At 60.8% G+C, this 25,649-nt stretch carries 26 protein-coding genes and 1 pseudogene; 11 read left to right on the top strand and 16 right to left on the bottom strand.

Annotated elements, in window-relative coordinates; translation table 11 throughout:
- Positions 1 to 10: 10 nt before the first annotated feature.
- Positions 11 to 751: an SDR family oxidoreductase gene (locus AD666_RS23565; RefSeq protein WP_053157616.1), complete on the bottom strand. Its 741-nt coding sequence runs from the start codon at positions 749 to 751 to the stop codon at positions 11 to 13.
- 119 nt (positions 752 to 870) lie between these two features.
- Here AD666_RS23565 and AD666_RS23560 point away from each other — a divergent pair, with 119 nt between their 5' ends.
- From AD666_RS23560 to AD666_RS23540, 5 genes are all read left to right on the top strand, one after another.
- Positions 871 to 1,821 (top strand): LysR family transcriptional regulator, encoded by a 951-nt coding sequence (locus AD666_RS23560; RefSeq protein ID WP_232777694.1) that lies wholly within the window; start codon positions 871 to 873, stop codon positions 1,819 to 1,821.
- A gap of 177 nt (positions 1,822 to 1,998) precedes the next feature.
- Positions 1,999 to 2,505, top strand: coding sequence for an RNA polymerase sigma factor (locus AD666_RS23555; protein ID WP_053157611.1), 507 nt, complete (start codon positions 1,999 to 2,001; stop codon positions 2,503 to 2,505).
- The gene (locus tag AD666_RS23550; protein ID WP_053157608.1) at positions 2,502 to 3,428 is read left to right on the top strand and encodes a FecR family protein; all 927 of its coding nucleotides are present in this window, start codon (positions 2,502 to 2,504) and stop codon (positions 3,426 to 3,428) included. The genes AD666_RS23555 and AD666_RS23550 overlap by 4 nt, the downstream gene beginning before the upstream one ends.
- Positions 3,429 to 3,560: 132 nt before the next feature.
- Positions 3,561 to 5,960 carry a TonB-dependent receptor gene (locus AD666_RS23545; protein WP_053157605.1) on the top strand — a complete coding sequence of 800 codons (2,400 nt, stop codon included), beginning with the start codon at positions 3,561 to 3,563 and terminating at the stop codon, positions 5,958 to 5,960.
- Between the two features lie 349 nt (positions 5,961 to 6,309).
- Positions 6,310 to 7,011: a hypothetical protein gene (locus AD666_RS23540; protein WP_232777692.1), complete on the top strand. Its 702-nt coding sequence runs from the start codon at positions 6,310 to 6,312 to the stop codon at positions 7,009 to 7,011.
- 193 nt (positions 7,012 to 7,204) lie between these two features.
- Here the strand turns inward: AD666_RS23540 and AD666_RS23535 are convergent, their stop codons facing one another.
- Positions 7,205 to 7,654 (bottom strand): GNAT family N-acetyltransferase, encoded by a 450-nt coding sequence (locus AD666_RS23535; protein ID WP_053157599.1) that lies wholly within the window; start codon positions 7,652 to 7,654, stop codon positions 7,205 to 7,207.
- Between the two features lie 312 nt (positions 7,655 to 7,966).
- Here AD666_RS23535 and AD666_RS23530 point away from each other — a divergent pair, with 312 nt between their 5' ends.
- From AD666_RS23530 to AD666_RS23515, 4 genes are all read left to right on the top strand, one after another.
- Positions 7,967 to 8,194, top strand: coding sequence for a hypothetical protein (locus tag AD666_RS23530; protein ID WP_053157596.1), 228 nt, complete (start codon positions 7,967 to 7,969; stop codon positions 8,192 to 8,194).
- A 157-nt stretch (positions 8,195 to 8,351) separates the two neighbouring features.
- The gene (locus AD666_RS23525) at positions 8,352 to 8,621 is read left to right on the top strand and encodes a hypothetical protein (RefSeq protein ID WP_156315985.1); all 270 of its coding nucleotides are present in this window, start codon (positions 8,352 to 8,354) and stop codon (positions 8,619 to 8,621) included.
- Positions 8,622 to 8,702: 81 nt separating this feature from the next.
- Positions 8,703 to 9,734 carry a MerR family transcriptional regulator gene (locus AD666_RS23520; protein WP_053157590.1) on the top strand — a complete coding sequence of 344 codons (1,032 nt, stop codon included), beginning with the start codon at positions 8,703 to 8,705 and terminating at the stop codon, positions 9,732 to 9,734.
- A gap of 105 nt (positions 9,735 to 9,839) precedes the next feature.
- On the top strand, positions 9,840 to 10,358 hold the full coding sequence (locus AD666_RS23515; protein WP_053157588.1) for a GNAT family N-acetyltransferase: 519 nt from the start codon (positions 9,840 to 9,842) through the stop codon (positions 10,356 to 10,358).
- A 37-nt stretch (positions 10,359 to 10,395) separates the two neighbouring features.
- Here AD666_RS23515 and AD666_RS23510 read toward each other — a convergent pair whose 3' ends face one another.
- On the bottom strand, positions 10,396 to 10,770 hold the full coding sequence (locus tag AD666_RS23510) for a c-type cytochrome (RefSeq protein WP_053157586.1): 375 nt from the start codon (positions 10,768 to 10,770) through the stop codon (positions 10,396 to 10,398).
- A 16-nt stretch (positions 10,771 to 10,786) separates the two neighbouring features.
- Complete coding sequence (locus AD666_RS23505; RefSeq protein WP_172679673.1) at positions 10,787 to 11,224, bottom strand: HIT family protein; 438 nt, start codon at positions 11,222 to 11,224, stop codon at positions 10,787 to 10,789.
- Positions 11,225 to 11,659: 435 nt separating this feature from the next.
- Between AD666_RS23505 and AD666_RS23500 the strand changes: the two genes are divergently transcribed.
- Together AD666_RS23500 and AD666_RS23495 are read left to right on the top strand one after the other, a co-directional pair.
- Positions 11,660 to 12,163: an antitoxin Xre/MbcA/ParS toxin-binding domain-containing protein gene (locus AD666_RS23500; RefSeq protein ID WP_053157580.1), complete on the top strand. Its 504-nt coding sequence runs from the start codon at positions 11,660 to 11,662 to the stop codon at positions 12,161 to 12,163.
- On the top strand, positions 12,160 to 12,648 hold the full coding sequence (locus AD666_RS23495) for an RES family NAD+ phosphorylase (RefSeq protein WP_053157578.1): 489 nt from the start codon (positions 12,160 to 12,162) through the stop codon (positions 12,646 to 12,648). The genes AD666_RS23500 and AD666_RS23495 overlap by 4 nt, the downstream gene beginning before the upstream one ends.
- 118 nt (positions 12,649 to 12,766) lie before the next feature.
- On the opposite strand, the pseudogene AD666_RS23490 reads toward AD666_RS23495, so the two are convergent.
- The 12 genes and pseudogenes from AD666_RS23490 to AD666_RS23435 all read right to left on the bottom strand — a co-directional run.
- Positions 12,767 to 13,009, bottom strand: a pseudogene (locus tag AD666_RS23490) (hypothetical protein); the annotation flags it as partial.
- A gap of 64 nt (positions 13,010 to 13,073) precedes the next feature.
- Entirely contained in the window at positions 13,074 to 13,820 is a 747-nt protein-coding gene (locus AD666_RS23485; protein WP_053157575.1) for an ABC transporter substrate-binding protein, read from the bottom strand.
- 111 nt (positions 13,821 to 13,931) lie between these two features.
- On the bottom strand, positions 13,932 to 15,698 hold the full coding sequence (locus tag AD666_RS23480; protein ID WP_053157573.1) for a S8/S53 family peptidase: 1,767 nt from the start codon (positions 15,696 to 15,698) through the stop codon (positions 13,932 to 13,934).
- A gap of 68 nt (positions 15,699 to 15,766) precedes the next feature.
- Positions 15,767 to 16,393, bottom strand: a complete 627-nt coding sequence (locus tag AD666_RS23475; protein ID WP_053157571.1) for a response regulator transcription factor — start codon at positions 16,391 to 16,393, stop codon at positions 15,767 to 15,769.
- On the bottom strand, positions 16,380 to 17,423 hold the full coding sequence (locus tag AD666_RS23470; RefSeq protein ID WP_053157568.1) for a sensor histidine kinase: 1,044 nt from the start codon (positions 17,421 to 17,423) through the stop codon (positions 16,380 to 16,382). Before AD666_RS23470 ends, AD666_RS23475 begins: the two co-directional genes overlap by 14 nt.
- A gap of 85 nt (positions 17,424 to 17,508) precedes the next feature.
- Positions 17,509 to 18,816 carry an AAA-associated domain-containing protein gene (locus tag AD666_RS23465; RefSeq protein WP_053157565.1) on the bottom strand — a complete coding sequence of 436 codons (1,308 nt, stop codon included), beginning with the start codon at positions 18,814 to 18,816 and terminating at the stop codon, positions 17,509 to 17,511.
- A 13-nt stretch (positions 18,817 to 18,829) separates the two neighbouring features.
- Positions 18,830 to 20,569, bottom strand: coding sequence for an ABC transporter permease subunit (locus tag AD666_RS23460; RefSeq protein WP_053157562.1), 1,740 nt, complete (start codon positions 20,567 to 20,569; stop codon positions 18,830 to 18,832).
- 441 nt (positions 20,570 to 21,010) lie between these two features.
- Positions 21,011 to 22,078 (bottom strand): chemotaxis response regulator protein-glutamate methylesterase, encoded by a 1,068-nt coding sequence (locus AD666_RS23455; protein WP_053157558.1) that lies wholly within the window; start codon positions 22,076 to 22,078, stop codon positions 21,011 to 21,013.
- A 2-nt stretch (positions 22,079 to 22,080) separates the two neighbouring features.
- A complete protein-coding gene (gene cheD / locus AD666_RS23450) occupies positions 22,081 to 22,578 on the bottom strand; it encodes a chemoreceptor glutamine deamidase CheD (protein ID WP_053157555.1) in 498 nt (165 codons plus the stop codon).
- Entirely contained in the window at positions 22,575 to 23,411 is an 837-nt protein-coding gene (locus AD666_RS23445; RefSeq protein ID WP_053157552.1) for a protein-glutamate O-methyltransferase CheR, read from the bottom strand. The genes cheD and AD666_RS23445 overlap by 4 nt, the downstream gene beginning before the upstream one ends.
- Positions 23,408 to 23,944: a chemotaxis protein CheW gene (locus AD666_RS23440; protein WP_053157549.1), complete on the bottom strand. Its 537-nt coding sequence runs from the start codon at positions 23,942 to 23,944 to the stop codon at positions 23,408 to 23,410. The genes AD666_RS23445 and AD666_RS23440 overlap by 4 nt, the downstream gene beginning before the upstream one ends.
- Positions 23,945 to 23,980: 36 nt before the next feature.
- On the bottom strand, positions 23,981 to 25,639 hold the full coding sequence (locus tag AD666_RS23435) for a methyl-accepting chemotaxis protein (protein WP_053157546.1): 1,659 nt from the start codon (positions 25,637 to 25,639) through the stop codon (positions 23,981 to 23,983).
- Positions 25,640 to 25,649: the final 10 nt, after the last annotated feature.

The raw sequence follows: 25,649 nt of genomic DNA, 5'->3' as shown, positions 1-25,649 counted from the left end.
GGGGGTAGCATCAAACCAGGCGTGCGCCGCCATCGATGTTGAGTACGGCGCCGTTCATGAAGGTGTTGCTCATCAAGAACACTGCTGCCGCGCCTGCTTCATCGGATGTGCCAAGGCGATGCAACGGTAGAATCTGTTCCAGAGACGCGACGAATGCATCACGCCCCTCGCCCAATGCCTTGCCGAGAATCGGTGTGTTGATCGGGCCGGGAGACAGCGTGTTGACACGTACCGGCGCCAGTTCCAGCGACAGACCGCGAGCCAGTGCTTCCATTGCCGCCGATGCAGCTGCAAGCACGGCAGTGCCGTAAGCGTTCGGTCGATCTGCCAGGGAACCGGAAATGAACGTGATCGAGCCATCTTTTGCCAACTTGTCACCCAGTACACGAATCGCATTGATCGATGCCCAGATGCGTTCATCGAAAGCGCGGTGCAGGTAGTCGAGATCAGCCGTCAACACGCTGCCGGCAACGAATGTCCCGGCAAGCAGAACGAGGTGATCAACCTGGGGAATATCCGCCAGTGCGGTTTCGACAGCCTGTCTGTCGGTCACGTCCGCGGCGCGCCAACCGTCCAGGCCATGCTCGATGGCTGCGTGCTCGGCACGCGGGGCGTTTGAGCCGACCACGATGACTTTGGCGCCAGCTGCTTTCGCTTGTACCGCAGCGGCCAGCCCGATGCCGGAGGTGCCGCCGAAAATGACCACCATTTTGTCGGCGAGGGAGGAGGGAAGTGTTTGGCTGATGTTCATGATGAGTCTCCGTCTGGAACACCTGAGTGGCGTTCGATGGGGAAAGACTACTGTTATGAATCAAGATTGATAATTAGGGTAAAAGTCGCTTTACTAGTGCCATGAAGGCACAAATTGGATTGGATCGTCTAACCGGGCTTATCGCCTTTGCACGAGCGGCCTCGCTGGGCAGCTACACGGCTGCTGCGCGAGCACTCTCGGTATCACCTTCCGCGATCAGCAAAAGTGTGCAAAGGCTTGAGGAACATTTTGGGCTAATGCTGTTCACCCGCACGACGCGGTCGTTGATCCTCACACCCGAGGGGCGCGACCTGTATGAACGTGCACTGCGGATTCTGCGAGAAGTCGAGGACATCGATCAGGCAGCAGTCGCTTCCCGAGCCGAGCCCTCCGGCGTCCTGAAAGTGACTGCGCCTTTGCCGATCGGTTTGAACATTCTCGCGCCTGCGCTGCCCAGGTTCCGTGATCAATATCCGAATCTGGCAATCGACCTGAGGCTCGGAGATCAGTATTCGGACATCATTGGGCAAGGAATCGACGTCGCAGTCCGAGTCGGCGACCTTGCCGATACGCGTCTGGTTTCACGGCCTCTGGGGCCCCACCGAATCGGTGCGTTTGCATCACCTGACTACCTACGGCGCAAAGGCATCCCGGTAGCAGCTGAAGATCTTGCGGATCATGAATGCGTGAATTTTCGCTATCAGAGCACGGGGCAGAGTTTGAGATGGCCTTATGTAGCGGATGATAAGCAACTTGAACTGGCACCAGACTCAGCGTTTACCGTTGATGTCAGCGATGCGGTAGCGGCGATTCTGGCTGCAGGAGGCGGTATCGGTATCTCGCCGCATTATGTGGCCGCGCCGTATGTGCGTCGGGCAGAACTGGTTCCGATCCTTCCACAATTCAGCGTAGAACGGTTCACCATCACCGCCTTATGGCCGGAGAGCCGTCGAGGTAGCCCGAACGTAAAGGCATTCGTTGCCTTTCTGGTCGAGCTGTTCCCTTCAACGCCGCCTTGGGATGAAGTCATCAACCAAGTCATGGAGACGAGGCAGGAAAAGGCATTCTGACGTTTTCAGGATGACGGCAAATCCTGCTGGCGGGCGCCTGCTCATTTCTAGCCTTGGGCCGCTTTTGGGCGGCCCGGGCGACATCATGTCGAGGGCAAAATGGCGCAGCGCCTCACTAATTGAAAGTCATTATCATTTGATATATTCTCGCGACTCTTCCTCGCTTGAGTCGCTTGCGTGTCCAGGCCATCCGATCCTCATTCCGCCGACGGCCAGTTCGAGAGCCATTCGAGCGAGCTGCTGCGCTTCCTCACCCGGCAGGTGAAGTGCGAAGAGCTGGCGGCCGACCTGCGCCAGGAGACTTGGCTGCGCTTTCGCCGGCGCGAGTCCGCAGAGGAGATCGGCAATCTTCGCGCGTTTCTCTACCGCATCGCGCGCAACCTGATCATCGACTACCGCCGCCAGCAAAAATCCCGCCCGGTCGAGGAGGAGATATCCATCGAATTGGTCAGTGCCCAGCCGGGGCCGGAGCGAGCGGCAAGCGACGCCCAGCGCCTGGAGCGACTGCAGCGCGTGGTCGAGGGTTTGCCCCCGCACCTGCGCCAGGCGTTGTTGTGGAATCGCCTGGACGGGCTGACCCAGCGTGAGATCGGCGAGCGCCTGGGGGTCTCGGAAAGCATGGCCGGACGCTATATCCTGAAGGCCCTCGAACACTGCCAGCAGCAGATGGACCCGCAGCCGTGACTCATTCTTCGTTTCTCGATCAGGCCCGACAATGGCAGGTCTTGCTGCATTCTGGCCGCGCCACCGCTGCCGATCACGCTGCCGCACAGGCCTGGCGCCAGGCGGCGCCCGAGCACGAGCAGGCATTGCGGGAGGTGGAAGGGTTGTGGTCGTTGCTCGGCCAGATTGAACGTCCGGTCGAGCAGCCCCAGGTGCGCGTGCTGCGTCGCCGTCGACTGTGGGCGGTTCCGCTGGCCTGCGCCGCGATGCTGTTGCTCGCGCTGTGGTTGCCCCGCGGCACCTGGATTGGCCTGTATGCCGATATCAGCACCCAACCGGGCGAGGTGCGCGAGGTACGTCTGGCCGATGGTTCGTTGTTGACCCTCAACGGCGATTCGGCGCTGGACTGGCAGTTTGTCGACGGTCGTCGCGAGGTCAGGCTGTACCGTGGCGAGGCGGATTTCCAGGTGGCCCATGACCCGGCCCGGCCGTTCATGGTCAGTGCCGGCGAGGCGCGCATCCGCGTCACCGGCACGCGCTTCGATGTGCGTCTGGAGGAGGGCGGTGTCGACCTCGCAGTCAGCGAGGGTCGAGTGCTGGCCTCCAGCGCGGGGGGCGAGCCGCTGCCCGTGGTCGGCGGGCAGCAAGTGCAGTGGCGCGGCGGGGCGCTGCAGGCGCCGCAAGCACTGGATGCGCGCCAGCGCTTGGGCTGGCAGCGCGGCAAGCTGGTGTTCCGCGACCAGCCGCTGGAGCAAGTGTTCGCCGAGCTCGAGCGCAGCCAGTCTGCGCGGGTGCTGTTTGTCGATGACGCCGCTCGCCGCCTACAGGTGACCGGCGTGTTCGCCCTTGACGATCCGCAGGCGGTGTTGAGCGCTGTGGAAACCACCTTGCCTGTGCGCCTGGTGCGCCTGCCGGGGTTGATTCTGGTCGCGTCACGTCGCTGAGAGCCGCGCCGCGCCTGTACCTTCAAGAAAAAAAGAAAATATTTGGGCGGCGATGGTTCAGAAATCATCGCCGCCTTCGTCTTCCGTTCCTGCAAATGCGACTTCTTCGTATTGACAGTCTAGGACATCAGCATGCGGTCGACTTCCTTCCTCGCGGCGCTAGCCGTTCTCCCTCTGGCCATTACTGCCGCACAGGCGCAAGCCGTCGAGCTCGACGTGCCTGCCCAACGCCTCGACGCGGCGCTCATCGATTTCGCCGAGCAGGCTGATGTGCGTCTGCTCTATGACGCCGGCCTGACCCGTGACAGCGGCGTGGTGCCGGCACTCAAGGGCGATTATTCGGTGATCGAAGGCCTGCAGCGGTTGCTGGAGGGCAGCGGCCTGACCTTCCAGAGCGGCGATGACGGCACCTTCACGCTGATGCCGGTGCCCGAGCAGGGCGTGTTGGAGCTGGGTTCGACCACCATCAATGGAGCCGCCGAAGGCCGTGTCGACCTGCCGGCCGAGTACGCCGGCGGGGAGGCGGCGCGGGGTGCGCGCATCGGTGTGCTGGGCAACCAGGACATGCAAGATGTGCCCTTCGCTTTCTCCAGCTACACCTCCGAGCTGATCGAGAAGCGCCAGGCGCAGACCCTGGCCGATGTGCTGGCCAGCGATCCGGGCGTGCGTCAGTCGTTCGGCTTCGGCAACTTCTCCCAGGTGTTCGTCGTGCGTGGGTTCCAGCTGTTCAGCGACGACATTGCCTTCAACGGCTTGTACGGCATTCTGCCGCGCCAGATCATCGCCACCGAGTCGGTCGAGCGCGTCGAGGTGTTCAAAGGGGCCAACGCCTTCGTCAATGGCGTGTCGCCGTCGGGCAGCGGTGTCGGCGGGGCGATCAACGTGGTTTCCAAGCGTGCCGAGGACACCCCCACGCGCAGCGCCACCCTGGACTATGCCAGCGACAGCCGGGTAGGTGGGCACCTCGATCTGGGCCAACGCTTCGGCGAGGACAACCGCTTCGGCGTGCGGGTGAACCTGGCCCAGCGCGAGGGCGAGACCGCGGTGGACGATGAACACTCGCGCTTCAGCCTGGCCACCCTCGGTCTGGATTACCGCGGTGACCGTCTGCGCCTGTCTGCGGACCTCGGTTACCAGAAGCAACGGGTCAATGAGGGACGCTCGGTGGTCTACCTGACCACGACGGGGCCTACCAGCACACTCAATGGCAAGACGCCGTCGGCACCGGACTCCGACCACAACTACGCGCAACCCTGGAGCTGGTCGCAGCTCGAAGACACCTATGGCATGTTCAGCGCCGAGTATGACCTCTCGCCCAGTTGGACCGCCTACCTGAGCGCTGGTGGCAAATACACGCGGGAGAACGGGGTCTACGCCTCCAACTACGTCTATGGCGCGAATGGGGACGCCCGTATCGGCCGTCTCTATTCGCCGCTGGACCAGGAAACCCTCAGCGCTGTCACCGGGCTGCGCGGCGAACTCGCCACCGGGCCGGTCAGCCATCGCATCAACCTGGCCGCCAACGGCATCTGGCAAGAGAAACGCAACGCGTTCGAGACCACCGCGGCGGGCAGTCGTGGCTTCGGCAACCTGTATGAGGGCCAGCCCGTGGCCGAGCCGCCGGCCACCAGCGTCTCCGGCGATATCCACGACCCGGACACCACCGCCAAGGTGCAGAACCGTAGCCTGGCGGTGTCCGACACCCTGGGCTTGCTCGACGACCGCGTGCTGCTGACCCTGGGCGTGCGCCGCCAATCCATCGGCGCCGATGCCTGGAACGCGGCCAGCGGTGCCCGCACTTCGAACTATCAGGAAAGTATCACCACGCCGGCCTATGGCCTGGTGATCAAACCCACCGAGTACCTGTCGCTCTATGCCAACCGCGTCGAGTCTCTGCAACAGGGCCCGACCGCGCCGGCCGCCGCGCTCAACAACGGCGAGATGTTCGCGCCTTATCGCTCCAAGCAGACCGAGGTGGGTGCCAAGCTTGACTGGGGCACCTTCGGCGGCAGCCTCAGCCTGTTCCGCATCGAGCAGCCGCAGGGCGTGCTCGGCGGCGACGGCTACTACCGGGTGGATGCCGAGCAGCGCAATCGCGGCGTGGAACTGAGCCTGTTCGGCGAGCCGCTGGACGGCCTGCGCCTGCTGAGCGGCGCCACCTGGACCAAAGCCGAACTCAGCGGCACCGCTGGCGGGCGCGACGATGGCAACCAGGCGGTGGGGGTGCCGAAATTCCAGTTCAATCTGGGCGCCGACTGGGATGTGCCCGGCTTGCCCGGGGTGAGCCTGAACGGCCTGCTACTGCGCACCGGCGGCCAGTTCGTAGACAGCGCCAACGAATACAGCATCCCCGCCTGGACCCGTGTCGACCTGGGCGCACGCTATCGAACAAAGATGGATGGCCGCGCGCTGACCTTCAACGCGATGCTGGAGAACGTCGCCGACGAAAACTACTGGGCCTCGGCCAATGGTGGTTATCTGACCCAAGGGGCGCCGCGTACGTTGAAGGTGTCGGCTACTGTGGATTTCTGAGGTTGCCGGCGATTAACGAGGCGCCGTCGCAAGTTGTGTGATTATGCGAAAGGCGGTTTTGCCAGACGCTCCGAGAGGCTGCATTTGCGGCCTCTGTCGTTATTGCTGTGACTTGATCGATTGGAGCCTTTTGCTAGGCAGGAGTCGGCCAGAAGCGGACAGCTAGGATTTACTTTCCTCTTAGGTCATGGCATCGAAAGTAGTGTCATGTTTGAAGGGACCAAACATATTGCCATTGTTTGCCATCATGATTTCCGATGTAACTCGGCATATTATCTTGAAGAGCGCAAAGCCATAATGGCATCGTGGAAAAGTCCCTGAATCAACGTCTCAGCATAAGGAAGTGGTCGTGGCCATCACGTCATCTATCAGCATTTCTTCTAGGCACTATCTGTCAACATCGCATCTATCAGCGGCTGCACTTTTCTCCCAGCGGGCGGCCGCGCTTGAGCCCGTACTGACTCTTGGAGATTCTGCTTCGAATGAAGGTCTTCGTGAGCACATGGCATGCGTGGTCAGCAGCGTTATGCTGTCAGTTGCGTTTTTAGAGGCGGCGATCAACGAACTATGGGCTGACTGCAGTGAAGGTTTCGATCCAGCCCGGATCGAAGGTCTTCAGAACAGTGAAGTAATGGCCGCTTTATGGCGGAAGTCACCGCTCAAACGATCAACAATGCTTGAGAAATTTGAGCTGGCACTTGAGTTGAACGGGAAGCCTGCACTGTCGAGAAACGCTAGCCCCTATCAGGACGTGAAGCTGCTGGTCGATCTCCGAAATGCTTTGGTTCACTATGAGCCCGAGACCATCTTCAACTTCAGCGAGGACGATGAGAATAGAGGGGCGGAGCATAAGTTCGAGAAGAAGCTACGCGGAAGGTTTGAGCCTAATAAGCTGACCGGTCCGGGCAATCCTTTTTACCCGGACAAGGTGCTTGGGGCGGGTTGTGCTCGCTGGGCAATAGCAAGCGCGGTTGCGTTTGTAGATAGCTTTTTTGAGAAGCTTGGCATCCCGAGCATGCACGGTCATGCCCACAGTGCGTATGGGGTTTAGCGGCAGTCGCGGGTCACAGTGGGTCGGTTGTTAATACCTCTGAACGAGCATTTTGACAGCCCACTCAAACGTTTGAGTTTGAAAAACGGGACTGAAAAACGGTGAAAAACGGGACAGACTTATTTTTCGACTTGTTTTTCGGATAATAAGTCCGTCCCTTGCCGCATAAGTGAGTAAATAGTCTGGGAGAATCCTACAGCCGCTTCTCCATAACGATGGTGCGCTCCGCCCCATGAAACTCGTCTCGGATTTTCTGATAACCCAACGCGGTATAAAACCTTTCAGCTGTAATCGACGAGGGCACACGTACAGCTCCAACTCCTACGCTGGCAGCAGTTGTATGGATGACATCCATCAAATGCCGCCCGATACCGCCTTTCTGGTGAGCCGGGTCAACGAAAACACTTCTGACCACATCACCGTCGAGACCGGCAGTGCCAATAATGTTTTCGCCCAACAACGCTACGAAAACCCTACGCTTTGTAAGCTGTGTGTTGATGGCTTCAGGAGAAAAGCTCTGCTCAACCTGAGCGATCACATCAGGCGGATAGTCCTGTGAATTTGACTCACGCAGGGCGGCTATAACTACGCGGCTTATCGCTGCTGCATCGCTGCTCGTGGCGAGACGAACGTGGCATTCCATGCTGAGACCTCAATTCTAAAGGATTACAGGTTAGCGCATCGCAATGTGTCTTCCCCGGACGCTTACACTAGGAAATAACGGGACAGACTTTTTTTCTGATAATAAATCTGTCCCCTTTTCTCTGAACAACCACATTGCGGCGAATGGGCGGCAGTGTCTAGGTTTATACCTGTTTCAGAACTAGACGTCGTCATGATTTATAATGCCGCATACTATTCCCTGTAGCAATTATTTCATTTGGATCTTAAGCGCTGTCGGTTTCGACAGTAGGCATGGCACGATTCGTCGGACATTCTGGATACCCCTTAAACCATGATTCAGGCCAGTAAAATGAGCACTAAATATAGTTATATCGCACATGCGGCTGATGGCAGCCATAATAACGAGTTCGGAGAAATCACAAGCGAAACGAAAGAAGAGGCAGTGGCAGCAGTGAAACGGATGTATGAAAACAAATACCCCGTCACTGTTACTTTGACAACATTTGTTATAAAGCCATTGGGGCAGCCCGTGTGGACCACGGTAGTGGACCATGGATAAAACATGATAACTAGGCTCTGTCTGAAAAAAGCCGTCGCATACACCGCATGACACAAGCCAGCTAGACTATTGCCGGACAAAAGGGATGGATATATTTTTCTGATAATAAATCTGTCCCGTTTTCCGTCGTGCGCCTGAGCCAATCGAGAAACTGGGCTTGCCCGCACGAACCTTGCTCATGCTGTTGGGCGCCTTCTTTGCGGTGCTAGAACTGACTAACGTCATGACCTTGGTGCCGGCCATTTTTACCGGACGGCTGCGCGTCAGTGGTTTTCGAACGGGCTCGACGACGTTCCACTGGGCTGAGCAGCCGTTCAGTTTTTCCTTGAACCTGCTGGTGGGTATCGTCGAAGGCGTGGTCATTGGCTTCATTGCCTGGGGTTGCCCGTACATGGCGATCCGCGGCCGGATGCGTTCCAAGCCCTGAGGGTCGTCCACCCGGGGCTTGACCCTCACGCAACGTGAGGCCGCAGCATGGGCGTCGTCTAAGGAAACAGGAGTTGAAACGATGTTGCTTCGAGTAGGTGAACTGGCCAGGCGCACGGGATTGACCGTGCGGACCCTTCATTACTACGACAGCATCGGACTGCTACGTCCTTCGACCCGCACCGACGCCGGCTACCGCCTCTACAACCGTAACGACATTGCTCGCCTGCACCAGATCCAGGCGCTGCGCGAGCTCGGCATGTCGCTGGCAGAGATCGGCGCGGCAATCGACGATCCGGACCTCGCGCTCGTTCCCACCCTCGAGCGGCAGATCGGCGCCATCGACCGCCTGATCGCGCAGCAGACGCATTTGCGCAATCGGCTGAGCTTGCTCAAGACGCGGCTCGTGGCGGGGGAGGCGCCGGAGCTGGACGACTGGCTGACCACGTTGGAGATGATGTTCATGTACGACCGCTATTTCACCCAAGACCAACTCGACCACCTGCCGTTCTATCAGGCCGATGGCGCCCTGCGCACGCAGTGGCTGGAACTGGCCGCCGAGGCCAATGCGTTTCATGAAGCTGGTACCCCGCCCAGCAGCGAAGCCGCCCAGCAGCTTGCCCGACGCTGGATGTGCACCCTGGAGCGTGACACCGACGCCAATCCCGACTGGCTGCTCAGGCTCAGCAGCATGCACGCCCAGGAGCCTCTGTTTCAGCAGCAATTGGGGGTGTCGCCGCAGGTGGTGGCTTATCTGCTGGAGGCCTTCGCCGAGAGCAAGCTTTGCGTGTTCGCCCGTTACCTCTCGGCCGAGGAGTTCGCTTTCATGCGCCAGCACTATGGACGCCAGATGCAGGGGTGGCCGCCGTTGCTGATGGACTTGCGCAATGCTCTGGACGCCGGCGCCATGCCGGATGGAGAGCAGGGGCGGGCACTGGCTGCGCGCTGGCTCGCCCTGTTCCGGGGTTATGCCGGGGACGATCCGAGCACCCACCAGAAGATCCGCGATGCCATGCAACAGGAGCCCAGCCTCGCCGAAGGCACCTGGCTGGATGAGCACTGCCTGGGCTTTCTGGAGAAAGCGGTGTCCGGGTTGATGAGGGAGGCGCATTGACCACAAGGGTCATTGCGCTGATGCTTGCGCAGGCTGCGCCATCGAATGGGCGCGGCCTGCCAGGCTCTTGATCGGGCCAGTCCATTCACAGAACCGAGGGAACCTATGCCTGTGACTGTTCGTGTCGCCGTTGCGGACGATGCACAACACCTGCCCGCCATCGAGGCGTCCGCCGCCCTGGCGTTCGGATGCATTGATGAGCTGAGCTGGGTGGCGCAGTCGCCGCCGATGTCTGTCGAGCGACATCGCCAGCTCATTGCGCTATCGACGTGCTGGGTTGCCCTCGATGACGAAAGCGCGCCGCAAGGGTTTCTCAGTGCCGAGCGCTACGGTGACGCTCTTCATATCCATGAGGTGTCCGTCGCGCTTCTCTGGCAGGGCCAGGGTTTGGGACGGCGGCTGATCGAGGTTGCGCAGGCCCATGCCCGCTCCAACGGGCTGCGTCAGGTTACCCTCACGACATTCATTGATGTGCCCTGGAACGCCCCGTTTTATGCCCGTATGGGTTTCCAGGTTCAAGCCAGCCAGCACCTGGAGCCGCGACTGGCGGCGCTATTGAGTGGCGAATACCAGCGCGGATACGCTCCGGGCAGCCGCTGTGTAATGGTCTGGTCTGTCACCTGAATACGTCGTGGGCTCCGCGCTTGCTTGGGGCACAAGGTCATTTTTTTGAAATGACGCCACTCATGTATTGATGCAGGTCGCGAAAATCCCTGACGCTCCAGGCGTGCGGCGGGATCTTCACCCCGTTCTCTTGCAAGGTCCTCGGAATCAGGTCTCCATTGGGACGAAGGATGATCGAGGACACGATCACGCCCGGGTAATCAGCCAGTCGTTTTCTGAAGGCGGGCGTCGTGAGGTCAGGGGTTGGCGGATTGCTTTTCCTGGCCAACGGCCCTGTTCCCTTGATATCCGCCCCGTGGCAAACGGCGCATCTTTGAAGATAGAGAGTCTTCCCATTGGCGTTGTCCGCGAAGGACAGGGTTGGTGGAGCGATGGACAACAGCCCTAGCAAAGCGGTGTACAGCATCTTCATTTGTTGTGGGCCTTGTTCAGGGGCGAGCGCGCGTTTCAAATGACTGGCGCAATCGTTCAATCACATGGTCAATCGATGGCCCCTGGATAGCGGGCGGCGTCGGGCTTTCACCGAATTCACGCCAGATGAATAACGTCAGCTCCGCGCCATCGGTCAGTGTCTGGGCATTTTCCTGAGTGCCAAAAGTTTCAAGCAGCCTGTACCGGGCATCGTTCCAGAACAGCTCCTCGACCCATTCGTACACTGGAATGAAATGGAAGTGGATAGGGTAGCGGGGATCGTGGCCGAATCGGCTGATGTAAAGCCATTTGGGGTCCAGTTGCGCTTCAAGAACGCTCTGGATATCCGCCATCAAGCCACCCAGTTCCGCCAGCGCTGGTGCGGGCAGTTGGGTCAAGGAGTTAGCGTGAGCCTTGGAGCCGAGCATGACGTAGCCGGGCAGGGAAGACGCCATGTGATGGTTGACTGTCCAGTGGTTGGTTTCATGGACGATGAACGGCGATGCTGATTTCAAAGCAGACTCCCTGTCGTGTATTTCTTTAACTTTGTAACATTTTTAATCGGTGCGCTTACAGGTGAGGCCGGTGATAACTTGTGGCGAGCGGGCGTAGCCAGCCCTCAACGAAATGCGTCCTACGACTAATGATCACTTTGGGGAAAATTGAGGAAGTGTCCGACAACTTTTTAAGGTTGGGCTTCGGACGTATTGCACTTACGATCTGGCACTGCCTTGGTGCCCCGCGTGGCATCCAGCACGCTCAGCTTCGTTTCATATCGTGAGGACAAATCGATGCCTGAAACCCTATGCGTCAAGGCCGACGAACCGACTTGCCGCCATAACGACATTTGGCGCTATGATTACGTCAAATGTCGCAATGAGGTTAGCCTTATGTCCGCAGTGAAGCAAGCAGACAAGCGAGTCACCAAATCCAAAGGGAAAACAGGTGCGGGGGCGAGGAGTCTTGCCAGAAAGCCCACGGAGGTTCTGTTGCAGGGTCGAAAAAGCGATGAGCGCTTGCTGATTATCCGGTACGCGCAGGAGGGCTTTTACTTAAGTGACGTCAAGGACATGCTGTCTACGTCCCCTCTGTACATGGAGCATGACTTGGTTCAGCGGATTACAGGAAGATCCGTCCGAACCGTCCAGCGTCTGGCGAAAGAGACCAAGCCCATACGTCTGAACCAGCAACAGAGCACGGTTGCTTTTCAGTATGCCCAGATTCTGGAGCATGCAATCAATGTCTTTGGCAGTCAGCAATTGGCTGAGGACTGGCTGAAAAAACCCTGTAAGTACCTGGATGGATACGTGCCATTGGAGCTGATCGACAACTCGCTGGGCTTTCAAGTAGCGGAGGATTACCTGACTCGGATCGAGTATGGGGTTTATCAATGATTCCGTTGCCCTGGGACGGTCGATGGCATGCTTGGCGACTGGACCGCGAGATCTACAAAGATACGTGGGACAGCGGTATTGGGGCACAACGAACCGGTGGACGTTGGAATCCGCCTGGACGGCGGGTCATCTACGCCTCCGCTGACCCATCTACGGCCATTTTGGAAGTGGCGTCCCATCTGGGGTTCGACGCGTTGGACATGATGCCTTATCTGCTGACATGTTTTGAAGTGCTGGATCCGGCACTCGTCAAAGTGGTCCAGGTCGAAGACCTGCCGAACCCGAACTGGCTTATTCCGGCTAGACCTTCACCCAATCAACAGCAGTTTGCGGACAAGCTGCTGGCTGAGTACCCCTTCATACTGATTCCTTCTGCGGTGACCCAGCATTCTTGGAATCTGTTGGTAAGCTGCGATTTGGCGACGAATCAGTTCAGGCTTGTCTCACAGGAGCGGTTTGGCCTGGATACGCGATTGGTTAAATGAGTGCTTGACCGAGGAGTGGACTCCGGACTCAGCGTCAGCTCACCTTTCCCACCCACGTCCATCGGCCCTGCCGCGACTACCCGATGACGCGGCTTCCGAACACCATAATCAAGTAACCTTACTTCTTAACCGAATAATCCCGCCCCCAAACCCGTACCGAACTGATCGCCTCGTTCATTCCCTCGAACACAAACTTCTGCCGCACGGCCGTCTTCGGCGGGATGGTGACTTCATCCGGGTTTTCGAATCCGGTGAGCCGGTTGGCGTAGCCCGCCTGGTCAATGGCGAGCAAGGCGCCGGTCTGGCCAAGGTTGATCAGGCGCAGTTGGGTGTCGGTGCTGCTCTTGAAGCCGAGGGTGATGCCGTGATCAGCGACCGGTTACTATGGGACTGCAGCGTCCCCGCGATGGTGTGGATGAAGTGGGCTATTGCTTCGGCTGGACGTACCGTCGCTGGATGCGTTCCAGCTCGCCTGAGCGACGCAGTTTTTCCAGAGCTTGGGCCCACGCGGCGATCACGCGGTCTTCCGAGTCTGAGCTGAAGGCGATGTACAGCGATGAGCGATAGAGTTCGACGGGTACTTTGCGCAACGTGCCGGGCGCAATATTCAATTGGCGGCAGTAGTAAGCCATGCCCGCCGGAGTATCACCGACGATGATCTCCGTGCGTCCGGCCAGGAGCATGCGATAAAGCTGCAGGCTTCCGGTGGCGCTTTTATCCAGATTCTTGAAACCACGGGATTGCAGCACATCGGGGATCAGACCGGCATTTCGCGTGGTGATCTGGGGCACCTGCATCAGTTGCTCCAACGAATTGACCGGTTGTCGCGCATCGGCCAACTGGTAAGGGTAAATGGACTCTTCCACGATCGGCCCGACCCACTTGTAGAGCGGTTCGCGCTCGGCTGTGCGGAACATGGAATACAAAATGGTCTTGGGCCGGGTCTTCAAGACCCGGGAACTGCGCATGCTGGGAAGCACCTCTATCGGAAAATCGTCCCCGGTCAAGGCCATGATGGCCTGGACGATCTCCGTGGTCATGCCGGTGAGTCGATTGTTTTCCAGGTAGTTGTATGGCGCCCATTCTTCGGTGACGACCAGATACGACTCCGCCCGGACCGGCGTGCCGAGCAGTAGGCAGAGCAGCGCAACAATGAATATGGATTGTTTCAAGTGTCCTGCCTGATGGCCTGGCCGGTGTCCAAGGGTTGAATGCAAAAGTGACATCAGTATAGACCCGGCACGAGGCCTGCGGCGGTTGGTCACGACGCGAACTCACCAGACTCAACGCACCCGATCGCGACTCTGCGCCGCCAGATCCAGCGCCTTTTGCATGTCCAGCCGCGCCGAGCGGCCCACGTCCTTGTCGTTGAGCTGATAACGGCGCTCCGATGGCAGGATGGGCGCGGTGAGATCCTCGCCGTCCATGGCCTCGAAGTCGTGATTGTCGCCAATGGTCATGGCGCTGCGGCGCAGCAGCATGCGCAACTGTTCGGGTTGCAGTTGCGGATTGATGGACAGCATCGCCGCCGCCAATCCCGCCACCATGGGCGTGGCATAGGAGGTGCCACAATGCACCGCGCCTTCCTGGCCGGCCTGGGGCGTCGAGGCGTGGGCGCAGGCGGCGGCTGTGATATCGACACGCATGTCGATGTTGGAGGAGTCGCGCTTGACCGCATAGGCCGGGTCTTCGACGGCGACTCCGGTGCGTTCGCTGCGCTGGTGGCCGCCAACGACCAGCAGTTGCTCGGTGATGAAGGAGGAGGGCAGACGGTATTCGTCCGTGCCCGAGAACGAAGACCCGTTGCCGGCGGAGTTCACCACCACGACGTCGGGATGGGCCTTGCGTAGCCAGAGGAAGAACTCTTCCAGCAATTCCTCGTAGCCCCCCATGGCGATCCCTGAGCGCAACAACGAATCCACGTCGTCGCCTTTGACGTCCTTCGCACCAACGCGATGGATCCCCCAGCTCCAGTTCAACACACGAACGCCGTCTTCCACGAGATTGACCGAGGCAGCGATGTTCGCCGTGATCCCCGCATCGGAATTACGTTCGACGATCACCTCGAATCCACCACTGGTTTTATCCAGGCCACGGAGAAATCCAGTGTTGCCGCCGTCGTCCCAGCGCGCGGCGAGGATGCCGGCGACGGTGGTGCCATGGTTGTCCGGTTTATCCGCATCGCGTGCATAGACACACGTGCGCGGCACGGAGCAGGCCCCGACGTAATCGGCAAAATCCGCGGTGTCGAAGTCCACGTCACGCTCGATAAGACCGATGCGCACCGGTTGCGGTCGGATGGGCGCGTGCTGGCCGGGGATGCGCCGCTGGTAGTAATTCACCGCGTCGAGAAAGCGGTTCGCCGCCCATTCATCGGAGTCCTGGGCGGGCTTCTTCGGTTCTGCCGGGCGGGCGGTGGCCTGCTCGGTTTCTTCTGCGGCGGATTCTTCGACCACCACGGCATCCACGCTGGTCTCGCTGCCCAGGCGCAGCACCAGTGCGTCGCGCTGCACGAGGTCATCGGCGGGCAAGCGCAGCTGGTACACGTTCAGGGGCGCGATACTGCCGACCACCTTCGCTCCGTACTTGCTGGCCAGACGCTGGGCTTCCGGCAAGCCTTCGCGGTCTTCCTCAATGAGCACACTGACCAGATTGACGTAGGTGGTCAGGCCGTCCATGTTCTTCGCCACTTCGTCCGCTGTGGCGGCCAGGACGTGACTGTTGCGCAGGGTCAGCCAGGCTGCATTGCTGGTGCGCGACCCCTCCTGCAGCCAGAGCGGTCCGCTCTGGTAATCGGCGCTGTCCAGGCTCAACCGAAGGTTGGCCCCGTCGCGCTGGACGGCCTGCGCCGGTATCGCCTTGTCACCCAGCTTCAGTTGCGGGGTTTCCTGGCCCAGGCCGCGCACGGTCAGGCACCAGTCCTGTCGTTGGCTTTGCAGCAGGTCGCCGCAGCGCTTCAGGGTTTCCAGGCGCAGCGGCTCTTGCGCGGCAGCCAGTGTGTGGGTGGCCAGGGTGAGCAAAGCGGCGAGGGCAGCGGATCGTACGGGCATGAACCAGTGTTCTCTGGCAGGGATTTGTTGTTCCGACTGCCACAGGGTGCGCTTCGTTCAGCGGCGCATCAGCTTGCGTCCTTGAGTCTTTCCGACATCTTCACCAACGTGGCCAACGAATCGGCGCCCATCTTGCGCATCAAGGCGCCGCGTCGCACCTTCACCGTCACTTCGCTCAACCCCAGCCGCCCGGCCACCTGCTTGTTCAGCAGACCAGAGACCACCAGATCCATCACCTCCCGCTCTCCGTCGGTGAGGGTAAGGTGACGACGTTTCAGCTCATCCATCTTTTCCGCGACCTGACGTCGCTCCCGATCACGACTCAAGCCCAGGCCGATGGCGTCCAGCAAATCCTGTTCACGAAACGGTTTGGTCAGGAACTCCAGTGCCCCGCCTTTCATGGCCTTCACCGACATGGGGATGTCGCCATGGGCGGTGATGAAGACTACCGGAATCTGAATGTTCAAGCGGGCCATTTCCTGCTGGAAATCCAGGCCGCTCAAGCCCGGCATCCGCACGTCGAGGATCAGGCACGCCGGGGTATCGGCAAGCGTGGCGTCCATGAATTCCCGCGCCGAGCCGAAAGCCATGCTCGGCAGGCCGACGGAGGCCAGGAGGTCCTGCAGTGAGGCGCGCACGGAACTGTCGTCATCGACGATGTAGATCATCGATTCGTTGGGGTCATGGGCAGTCATCGGATTCTCGGGTTACGGCCGGCAGGGTGAAGTGGAAAGTGACGCCCGCCTGTGGATTGCTGCAGACCCAGAGCCGACCGTCATGGGCCTCGATGATGGAGCGACTGATGGCCAGGCCCATGCCCATGCCGTCTTGCTTGGTGCTGTAGAACGCGTCGAATATCCGTTCGTGGTCGTTGCCGCAGAGGCCCTTGCCCTGGTCGGACACGGAAAAGAGCAAGCGCTGAGCCGATTCCAGTACGACATTGACCTCCAGGCTGCGCTGCTCGACATCGACCTGCCGCATCGCGTCGATCCCGTTCATCGCCAGGTTCAGGATGACCTGCTGGATCTGTACTTCATCCGCCAGCATCGGCGGCAGGCCTTCCTGCACATGCACCTGCAAATTGATGTTTTGTTCGTTCAGTTCGCCGGCCAGCAGCCGCAGCGCGGCATGGAGCGTGTCGGCGACGTTCAGCCACCGCTTGCTGGGGGCCTGGTGTCGGGCCATGCCCCGCAGGCGGGTGATGATTTCGCTGGCCCGATGGGTGTCGGCGATGATGCGCTCCACGGCCTGGCGGGCCTTGGGCAGGTTGGGCGGGTCGTTGGCCATCCAGCGCAGGCACGCGCTGCTGCTGGTGGCCATCGCGGCCAGTGGCTGGTTCACTTCGTGGGCGATGGACGCGGCCAGCTCTCCCAGCATGTTGACGCGGGCGATGTGCGCCAGGTGCGCGCGGGTTTTGTGCACCGTGCCGATGGCGGCGGACAGGCGCAGCGCCAGGTAAGTGGTACCGGCGATGGCGGCGAGGCTGATCAGGACGTTGACCAGCCCGGCCTCCGTATCGCCGAAGCGGGTGAGCCGATAACTGAGGATCGTCAGGAGCATGCAGGCGACCGCCAGGCCGGCGACGGCGCGCGTCGGCAGGATGCGCACGGCGATCAGCACCACGGCAATCTGGAAGACGCCCACCGCGATTTCAAGGTCGGTGACGGTATCGATGGCCGCGATGCCGAGGGACAATCCCAGCAACAGCAGCAGGCGAAGGGTCAATTGAGTGCTTCTCACTGGATATCATCTCGCATCGCACAAATGGCCGGCCCAGGCACGCAGTGTATATCGCCTCCGTGCGCCTGGCTCAGGAAGGATTGTCCAGGCTGAACCGGTCGGCCACTTCGTCGTAGGCGAACAGCTCCGCGTAGCGTCCCCATTGCGTGACGCAATCGAGGGTAGTCGCAGCGTCGTGCTCCGACATGAAGTCCTCCAGTTGGTCCCGGAAGCGCCTGGCGGGTGCCGTGCGGGTCGGGCGGTCATCCAGCACCTTGCGCACATGGCCCACCAGGGGAACGTGCCTGAGCAGCTGCTGGGCGAACAATTGCTTGCGCTCGTCGACCGTCGATTGGGCATAGCGTCGCCCGGCCGGCAGCAGCGCGATATGGCCATCCTGCAGGTCGGCCAGGCGCATCAGTTGCAGCACCTCGGCCACCGGGAAGAGATCGCTGGGGCTGTAGCGCAAGGTGTCGGCCAGCTCGCGCAGGTCCGCCTGACCGTCGTAGGGCTGATCGTGCACCGCCTCGATCAGGCCGGCCAGGGCGTTCGTTGAAATCGAAGGCAACACCATGCCCACGCCAGTGCCTGCAAATGCACTCGGATGGGCTGAACCGTCCCGGCCACCGCCGGCCATCTGCACATAGATATGTTCCACCAACGCCTGGAACGCCGGGTCGGCGCGATTGCGCGGCTGGCTGAGGTCGACGACGATTTCCTTCATGATCCGTCCCGGATTGGAGGAGAAAATCAGTATCCGGTCGCACATCAGCACGGCTTCTTCGATGTTGTGGGTGACCATCAGGATCGACTTGATCGGCATCCGGCCTTCGCACCACAGATCCAGCAGGTCGGTGCGCAGGGTTTCGGCCGTCAGCACGTCCAGTGCGGAAAACGGCTCGTCCATCAGCAGCACATCCGGAGCGACCACCAGCGCGCGGGCCAGGCCGACGCGCTGGCGCATGCCGCCCGACAGTTCCTTGGGAAAAGCGCTTTCGAAACCGTCCAGGCCGATCATGTCGATGGCGGCCAGGGCCCGTCGGCGCCGCTCGGGCGCCGCCACGTCCAGCGCCTCCAAGCCGACCTCCACGTTTTGCAGCACCGTCAGCCAGGGGAAGAGGGCGAAGCTCTGGAAGACCATGCGCACCGAACTGGCCAGCCCGCGGTCATCGGCAGGGAAATCGACCACGCCGGCCGTGGGCGCGATCAGGCCAGCGATGGACCGCAGCAAGGTCGACTTGCCGGAGCCCGAACGTCCCAGCAAGCCGACGATCTCGCCATCGTTCAAGCGCATGCAGACGTCGTCCAGCACCAGTCGCTCGGCACCGCCGGTGGTGCCGTAGACATGCCGAAGCTGTTGCACATCCACCAGGCAGCGTTTGCCCATGACTGCTTGCATTGGCTCACCTCCTTCAATCAATTCGAAGCCGACGCTCGGCGAAACCGTACAACGGGCGCCACAGCAGGCGGTTGAAACCCACGACGAAAACCGACATGACCGTCACCCCCAGGGCCACCCGCGGAAGGTCTCCTGCGGTCGTGGCCTGGGCAATGAAGGCGCCCAGCCCTGAGGCGTAAAGGTGCTCGTCGCCCCAGGAAACGGCCTCGGCGACGATGCTGGCGTTCCACGAACCGCCGGCGGCGGTGAGGGCGCCAGTGACGTAATACGGAAAGATCCCGGGCAGCGCGACCACGCGCCACCACTGCCAGCCGCCTATCCGAAAGTTGCGCGCCGCTTCTCGCAAGTCGTTGGGCAGCGCGCTGGCGCCTGCGATCACGTTGAACAGGATGTACCACTGGGTGCCCAGCACCATCAGCGGCGACAGCCAGATATCCGGATCGAGTTTCAGGGTGACGATGGCGATCACGGCAAAGGGAAACAGCACGTTGGCCGGAAAGGCCGCCAGCAGCTGCGCAACGGGCTGCAGACGCTCGGCCCAGCGCGGATGCAGGCCGATCCAGACGCCGATGGGCACCCAGACCAGGCTGGCGAGGACGATGAGCACCGCGACCCGCAGCAGGGTGACAAGTCCCAGGCTGAAGGCCCCGACGACATCCTCCAGGCCCAACGTGCTGGCGATGAAACCTGCCAATTGAAGCAGGCCAGCCAGGCAGGCCAGGGCCACCAGGGCGATCCAGACCCGGTCGGCGACACGACTGAAACCCTCGCTGACCTTGAAGCGAAGCTGGGGGAGCCTGGGCAGCCTGTGCAGGTACAGCGCGGCCTTGATGTCACCCAGCGCGGTCAACATCAACGGCACCAGGCGGGTCGAGCGCAACAGGTCGTAGATTCTCGACCGTGGGCGTTTCTGGGCGGCGGTCTGTTCGAAGCGGAACTTGTCCGCCCAGGCCACCACGGGCCGGAAGAACAGCAGGTCGTAAAGTATGATCACGGCGACCATGGCCAGCACTGCCCACACGGTCGCGGCGACGTTCTTCTGTTCGATGGCCAGTGCCAGCCAGGAACCGATGCCCGGCAGGCTCACGGTCGTGTCGCCGACGGTGATCGCCTCGCATGCCACCACGAAGAACCAGCCGCCGGACATCGACATCATCATGTTCCACACCAGGCCCGGCGTGGCGAACGGCAGTTCCAGCCGGATGAAACGTTGCCAGGGCGAAAAGCCGAATTGTCGGCTGACGTCGTAGAGGTCGTTGGGCACGGTTCTCAGCGATTGATAGACGCTGAACGTCATGTTCCAGACCTGGCTGGTGAAGATGGCGAAGATGGCCGCGCATTCAACGCCCGATTCCTTGCCCGGGAAAAGCCCCATGAAGAACACGACAGTGAAGGTCAGAAAGCCCAGTACCGGTACGGATTGAAGGATATCCAGTGCCGGCAGTATGACCATGGCGGCCTTGCGACTCTTCGCTGCCAACGTGGCAATGACCAGGGAAAAGACAAAGGAAGCGAACAGCGCGATGAACATGCGCAGCGTGGTGCGCAAGGCATACTCCGGCAAGCGAGCCAGATCCAGCGACAGTGGTGATGCATCCAGGACCCCGAGTGGCTGGTTCATCTGCTCCAGGCCGTAGCCGATGAAGGCCGCCAGACCGACGATCAGACCCAGCAGGACGAGATCGGCCCGCCAGGAAGTCTGTTGGCCAGGGTTGAAAGTGGTCAATGCCGGCGCGGGGAGTGGAGAGCGCATCGATCACCTCGCTATGGGTTGTGGAGCACGTTGACGGGCTGGGTTGAATGCCCGGCAAGATTAAGCATTGCCTCCGAACAGGGCCAGAAAGACTAGGGACATGAAAATATACGTTGGTATATCGCTGATCCGCTTTTTTCGCCGTCAGGTGCGTCTGTAATGAGCCCGATCCCCTGGCCAAACTACACAGCGGATTAATGGCGACAAAAACCTGAAATCACCCCAACCTCTGTGGGAGCACATGAAATCACCCCAACCCCTGTGGGAGCACAGCTTGCTGGCGATGCGGTCGACGCGGTGTATGCGTTATCGTTCATCGCGGGCAAGCCTTGCTCCCACAGGATCAAGATTCTCGATCAGGACTGACTCATGACAAAGATGGCGATTTTTCTCGGTGGTTTTCTCGCGCTGACGCTTCTGATCGGCGCTCTTGCGACGATTTCACCGGTGTAGGATCGCCTGCGCGATTTCCTGCAACCCCATCACCCGTTGCGCGGCGTTGAGCTTGATCGCTTCCTTGGGCATGCCGAAGACCACACAGCTGGCTTCGTCCTGGGCCACGGTGGCGCTGCCGGCGTCGAGCATCTCCTTCAGGCCGCGGGCGCCGTCGTCACCCATGCCGGTCATGATGACCCCGGTGGCGTTGCGACCGGCGAACTTGGCCACCGAGCGGAACAGCACGTCCACGGAAGGGCGATGGCGGTTGACCAGCGGGCCGTCCACCACTTGTACGTGATAGAACGCGCCGCTGCGGGTCACCATCATGTGCTTGCCGCCGGGGGCGATCAGGGCCAGGCCGGGGTGGATGCGATCGTTGTTGCGGGCTTCGCGCACTTCGATCTGGCACAGGCTGTTGAGCCGGGCAGCGAACGAGGCGGTGAATTTTTCCGGCATGTGCTGGACGATGACGATGCCCGGGGAGACCCGCGGCAGGGCGGTCAGCACCGCTTCCAGGGCCTGGGTGCCGCCGGTGGAGGTGCCCAGGGCGACGATGCGCTCGGTGGTTTGCGCCATGGCATGGCCGTTGGCGGCGGGCAGCATCGCGTCGGCGCTGAGTTTGATGGCCGGTGCCAGCGGGGCCGGGCGCTTGCCCAGGTTCCGGACATTCACCTGGGCCGCAGCGCGAATCGCCGCCACCAGTTCTGGTGCCGACTCCAGGAGAAAATTCTTCAGCCCGGTAGTGGGCTTGGTGATGATTTCCACCGCGCCGGCCGCCATGGCCTGCAAGGTGGTTTCCGCGCCCCTGGGGGTCAGTGACGAACAGATCACTACCGGCGTGGGACGCTCGCTCATGATTTTCTTCAGGAAGGTGATGCCGTCCATGCGGGGCATCTCCACGTCCAGCACGATCACGTCCGGCCACTCCCGGGTCAGCTTGTCCATGGCGAAAATAGGGTCGGAAGCCGCGCCCATCACGTGGATATCCGGCGTGTCGCTGAGGATCGCCAGCAACACCTGGCGCACCACGGCGGAGTCGTCCACCAGTAAAACATTGATCTTTTTTGACATGGTTAATGCCGGGTCCTTATCGGTTGGTGCCTGACCCATACATCGCCGTTGCACAGGTCGAAGATGATGCTTCGGTAACCCGTGCTGCCCAGATCCTGGGCAATCAGATCGAGGCGATAGAGGGCGGCCATTTCCAGCGCTGCGTTGATGTTCAAGCGCGCCACGTCGCCGAAGGGGACTTCCCGTTGCAGCTCGGGGAACATCTCGCCGCCGCCGAACAGCTTGAGCTGATAATCCTCGGGGTCGGTACGGTGAGCCCGGGCCTCGCGCACGAAGAGTTCGATGGCTTCATCGGCGTACATGCCATTGAGCGCGGTGGAGCAGCGCAGGCGACTGGGCAACATGAAGTGACACATGGCGCCGATCTTGCGCTCGGGATGCCACAAGGTAATTGCCACGCAGGAGCCGAGGATCGTGCGCAGCCGGGTCGGGCAGGTGGCGAAGCGAAAATCCCCCGGTGCCAGGTAGACTTCCGCCGCGGCTTTCCTCACGGTATTCATGGCTTGCGATAAATCGAAGGAGCCACCAGCTTCAACGCATCGGATACCCCGTTGAGGCTCTCGGAATGGCTCACGATGAAATATCCGCCGGACTTGAGCCGGGGGACCAGGCGGGCGACCACTTTGCTTTTGGTGGGTTGGTCGAAATAGATCATGACATTGCGCAGGAAGATCACATCGAACTCCCCCAGATCCGGCAACGTGTCGTTGAGGTTGACCTGAATGAAGTTGACCCGGCTGCGCAATGCCCGGTCGATCAGGAATGTGCCTTGCTGGCTGCCGGTGCCCTTGAGGCAGTATTTCACCAACAACGGCTGGGGCAGGGTGCGGGCGCGTTCCATCGGGTAATGTCCGGAGCGAGCCTTGGCCAGCACCTGGGTGCTGATGTCCGAGCCGATGACCTCCCAGGGCGTGGTGCCCAAGCCTTCGGCCAAGGTCATGGCCAGGCTGTAGGGTTCTTCCCCCGACGAACTGGCCGCGCTCCAGAGGCGGAAGGTTTTCCCCGGCGTCGCATGGGGCAATACGTGCTGGCGCAGGAAGTCGAAATGCTTGGGCTCCCGGAAAAAGTAGGTTTCGTTGGTGGTGAGCAGGTCCAGCGCCACCTGCAATTCATCGCTGCGCTGGCCATTCATGATCAACTTGAAATATTCGCCGTAACTGCTCAGCTCGTAGTGCTTGAGGCGCTTGAACAAACGCCCGGCCACCAGGGCTTTCTTGGCCTGTGACAGGTTGATGCCCGCGGCCTGGTATAACCAGGACTGGAACTGGTTGAACTCTCGGTCACTGAGCGCTTGTGCATTCCCCGTGCGTTCCTTGCAGGTGTCGGTGTTCACTTTCCTTCAAACTCCAATGCGACAGGGCCGGCCTCGGCGAGTTGGGACATCTCGTCGATGGACAGCACCCGGTCGACTTCCAGCACGATGACGAACTTACCGTCGACCTTGGCCATGCCGCTGATGAAATCGGCGCGGATCTTCGCTCCGAAACTCGGTGGCGGCTCGATCTGCGAAGCCGGGATTTCCAGCACCGCCGACACGGTGTCCACCAGCAAGCCGATGTCCTGGGCCAGGCCGTCTGCGTTGTTGGCCTCGATGATCACCACGCAGGAGCGCCGGGTGATCGACGAGTTCTGCCGGCCGAAACGGGCCGACAGATCCACCACCGGCACGACCGCGCCGCGCAGGTTGATCACGCCGCGCACGAACGACGGCATCATCGGTACCACGGTCAGGTTGCCGTATTCGATGATTTCCTTGATGCACAGGATGCCAATGGCGAACATTTCCGTGCCCAACATGAATGTCAGGTATTGTGCTTCTTCCTCGACCGCCATGGCGGTTTGACGTGTGGTCGCGATGGCGCCCATGCCGTTCTCCTTTAATCGAGCCTGTGTGGCGAGCCGTCAGAACCGGGTGAACTCGGATTCGTCCGGCGCGCTGGCCATGTTGTAGGCAAAGGCCTTGGGCAGCACGGTCACCGTGGCCCGGGCCGGTTTGCGACTGGTGGGGCCAGGCGTGTTGTCCATCTTTACCGGCAGGCTGGCCGATTTGGGCGGCGTGTCCAGGGTGAAGAAGCTCATGGCCTGTTGCAGTTGTTCGGCCTGGCTGCTCATCTCCTCGGCAGTGGCGGCCAGTTCTTCGCTGCTGGACGCGTTCTGTTGGGTTACCTGGTTGAGCTGGGTCATGGCGGTGTTGATCTGTGCCACGCCGGCGGCCTGTTCTTCGGAGGCGGCGCTGATTTCCTGCACCAGGTCCGAGGTCTTGTTGATCGATGGCACCATTTCGTTGAGCAAGTTGCCGGCCTTCTCGGCCATGTCGACGCTGCTGGACGACAGCTCGCCGATTTCCTGGGCCGCGACCTGGCTGCGCTCGGCCAGCTTGCGCACTTCGGCAGCGACCACGGCGAAGCCCTTGCCGTGCTCGCCGGCACGGGCGGCCTCGATGGCGGCGTTGAGGGCCAGCAAGTTGGTCTGGTAGGCGATGTCGTCGATGATGCTGATGCGCTGGGCGATTTTCTTCATCGCCACTACGGTCTGCTGTACCGATTCGCCGCCATCGGTGGCTTCCTTGGCGGCCTTGCTGGCCATGCCGTCGGTGACCTTGGCGTTCTCGGTGTTCTGGTTGATGCTGGCACTCATCTGTTCGATGGAGGCGCTGGTTTCCTCGACGCTGGCCGCTTGTTCGCTGGTGGCCTGGCTCATGGATTGCGCGGTGGCGCTGACCTGTTCGGAAGCACTGGCCAGATTGTCCGCCGCGTTACGCACTTCGCCGATGATATGGGACAGCTTGCCCACCATGTTCTTCATGGCGTTGAGCACCAGGCCGGTTTCGTCCTTGGCGCCGCCTTCGATCTTCGCGTTCAGGTTGCCTTCGGCCAGTTGCTCGGCTACCAACGCGGCCTGCTTCAACGGACGGGAGATCACCCGGGAAATGAACAGCGCAAGGCCCAGGCCCACCAGCAGGGCGGCGACGAGTACGGCAATGATGGACAGGCGCGCTTTTTCGAACAGTGCAGTGCCGTGTTCACTGGCCTTGGCGGCGCCAGCATCGTTGAATTCAACCATTTTCTGCAGATCGGCGGTGACCAGGTCGAATACGCGCTTGGACTCACCCTTGAGCAGCGCCTGGGCTTCCTGGGTCAGGTTCTGCCGGGACAACGCGAACAGGTCTTTGCTCACTGCCAAGTAAGCGACCCAGTCAGTGCGAGTGGCATCGAGCAGTTGGCGATCCTCGGCATTGGAGAGCAGTTTTTCATAGGTTGCCAGGCGCGTTTCAAAGGCCTTCTTGGCTTCTTCCGCTTCCTGTTCCAGCGTGGTCCGCTCCTGTTCGGAGTCGGCCGCGATGTGGCGGTTTTCCTTCAGGCGATAGCTGGCCGCGAAGAAGCGCATCCCCGAGGCTGCCCGCATGGATGGCATCCAGTTCTCGCGGATCTCGATGGTGGTGCCGTTCACCTGGCCCAGTTGGATGATCGAGAACACCCCCATGATGGCAGTGAGGGCCAACACCACGAGAAATGAAGTGATCAGTTTGGTGGCGATTCTAAGATCGTAGAACCATTTCATTGGGAAGTAC

Origin of the sequence: Pseudomonas sp. Pf153, from assembly GCF_001269775.1 — a bacterium.
GTDB classification, from domain to species: domain Bacteria; phylum Pseudomonadota; class Gammaproteobacteria; order Pseudomonadales; family Pseudomonadaceae; genus Aquipseudomonas; species Aquipseudomonas uvaldensis.
This window is presented reverse-complemented; position numbering and strand designations above follow the sequence as displayed.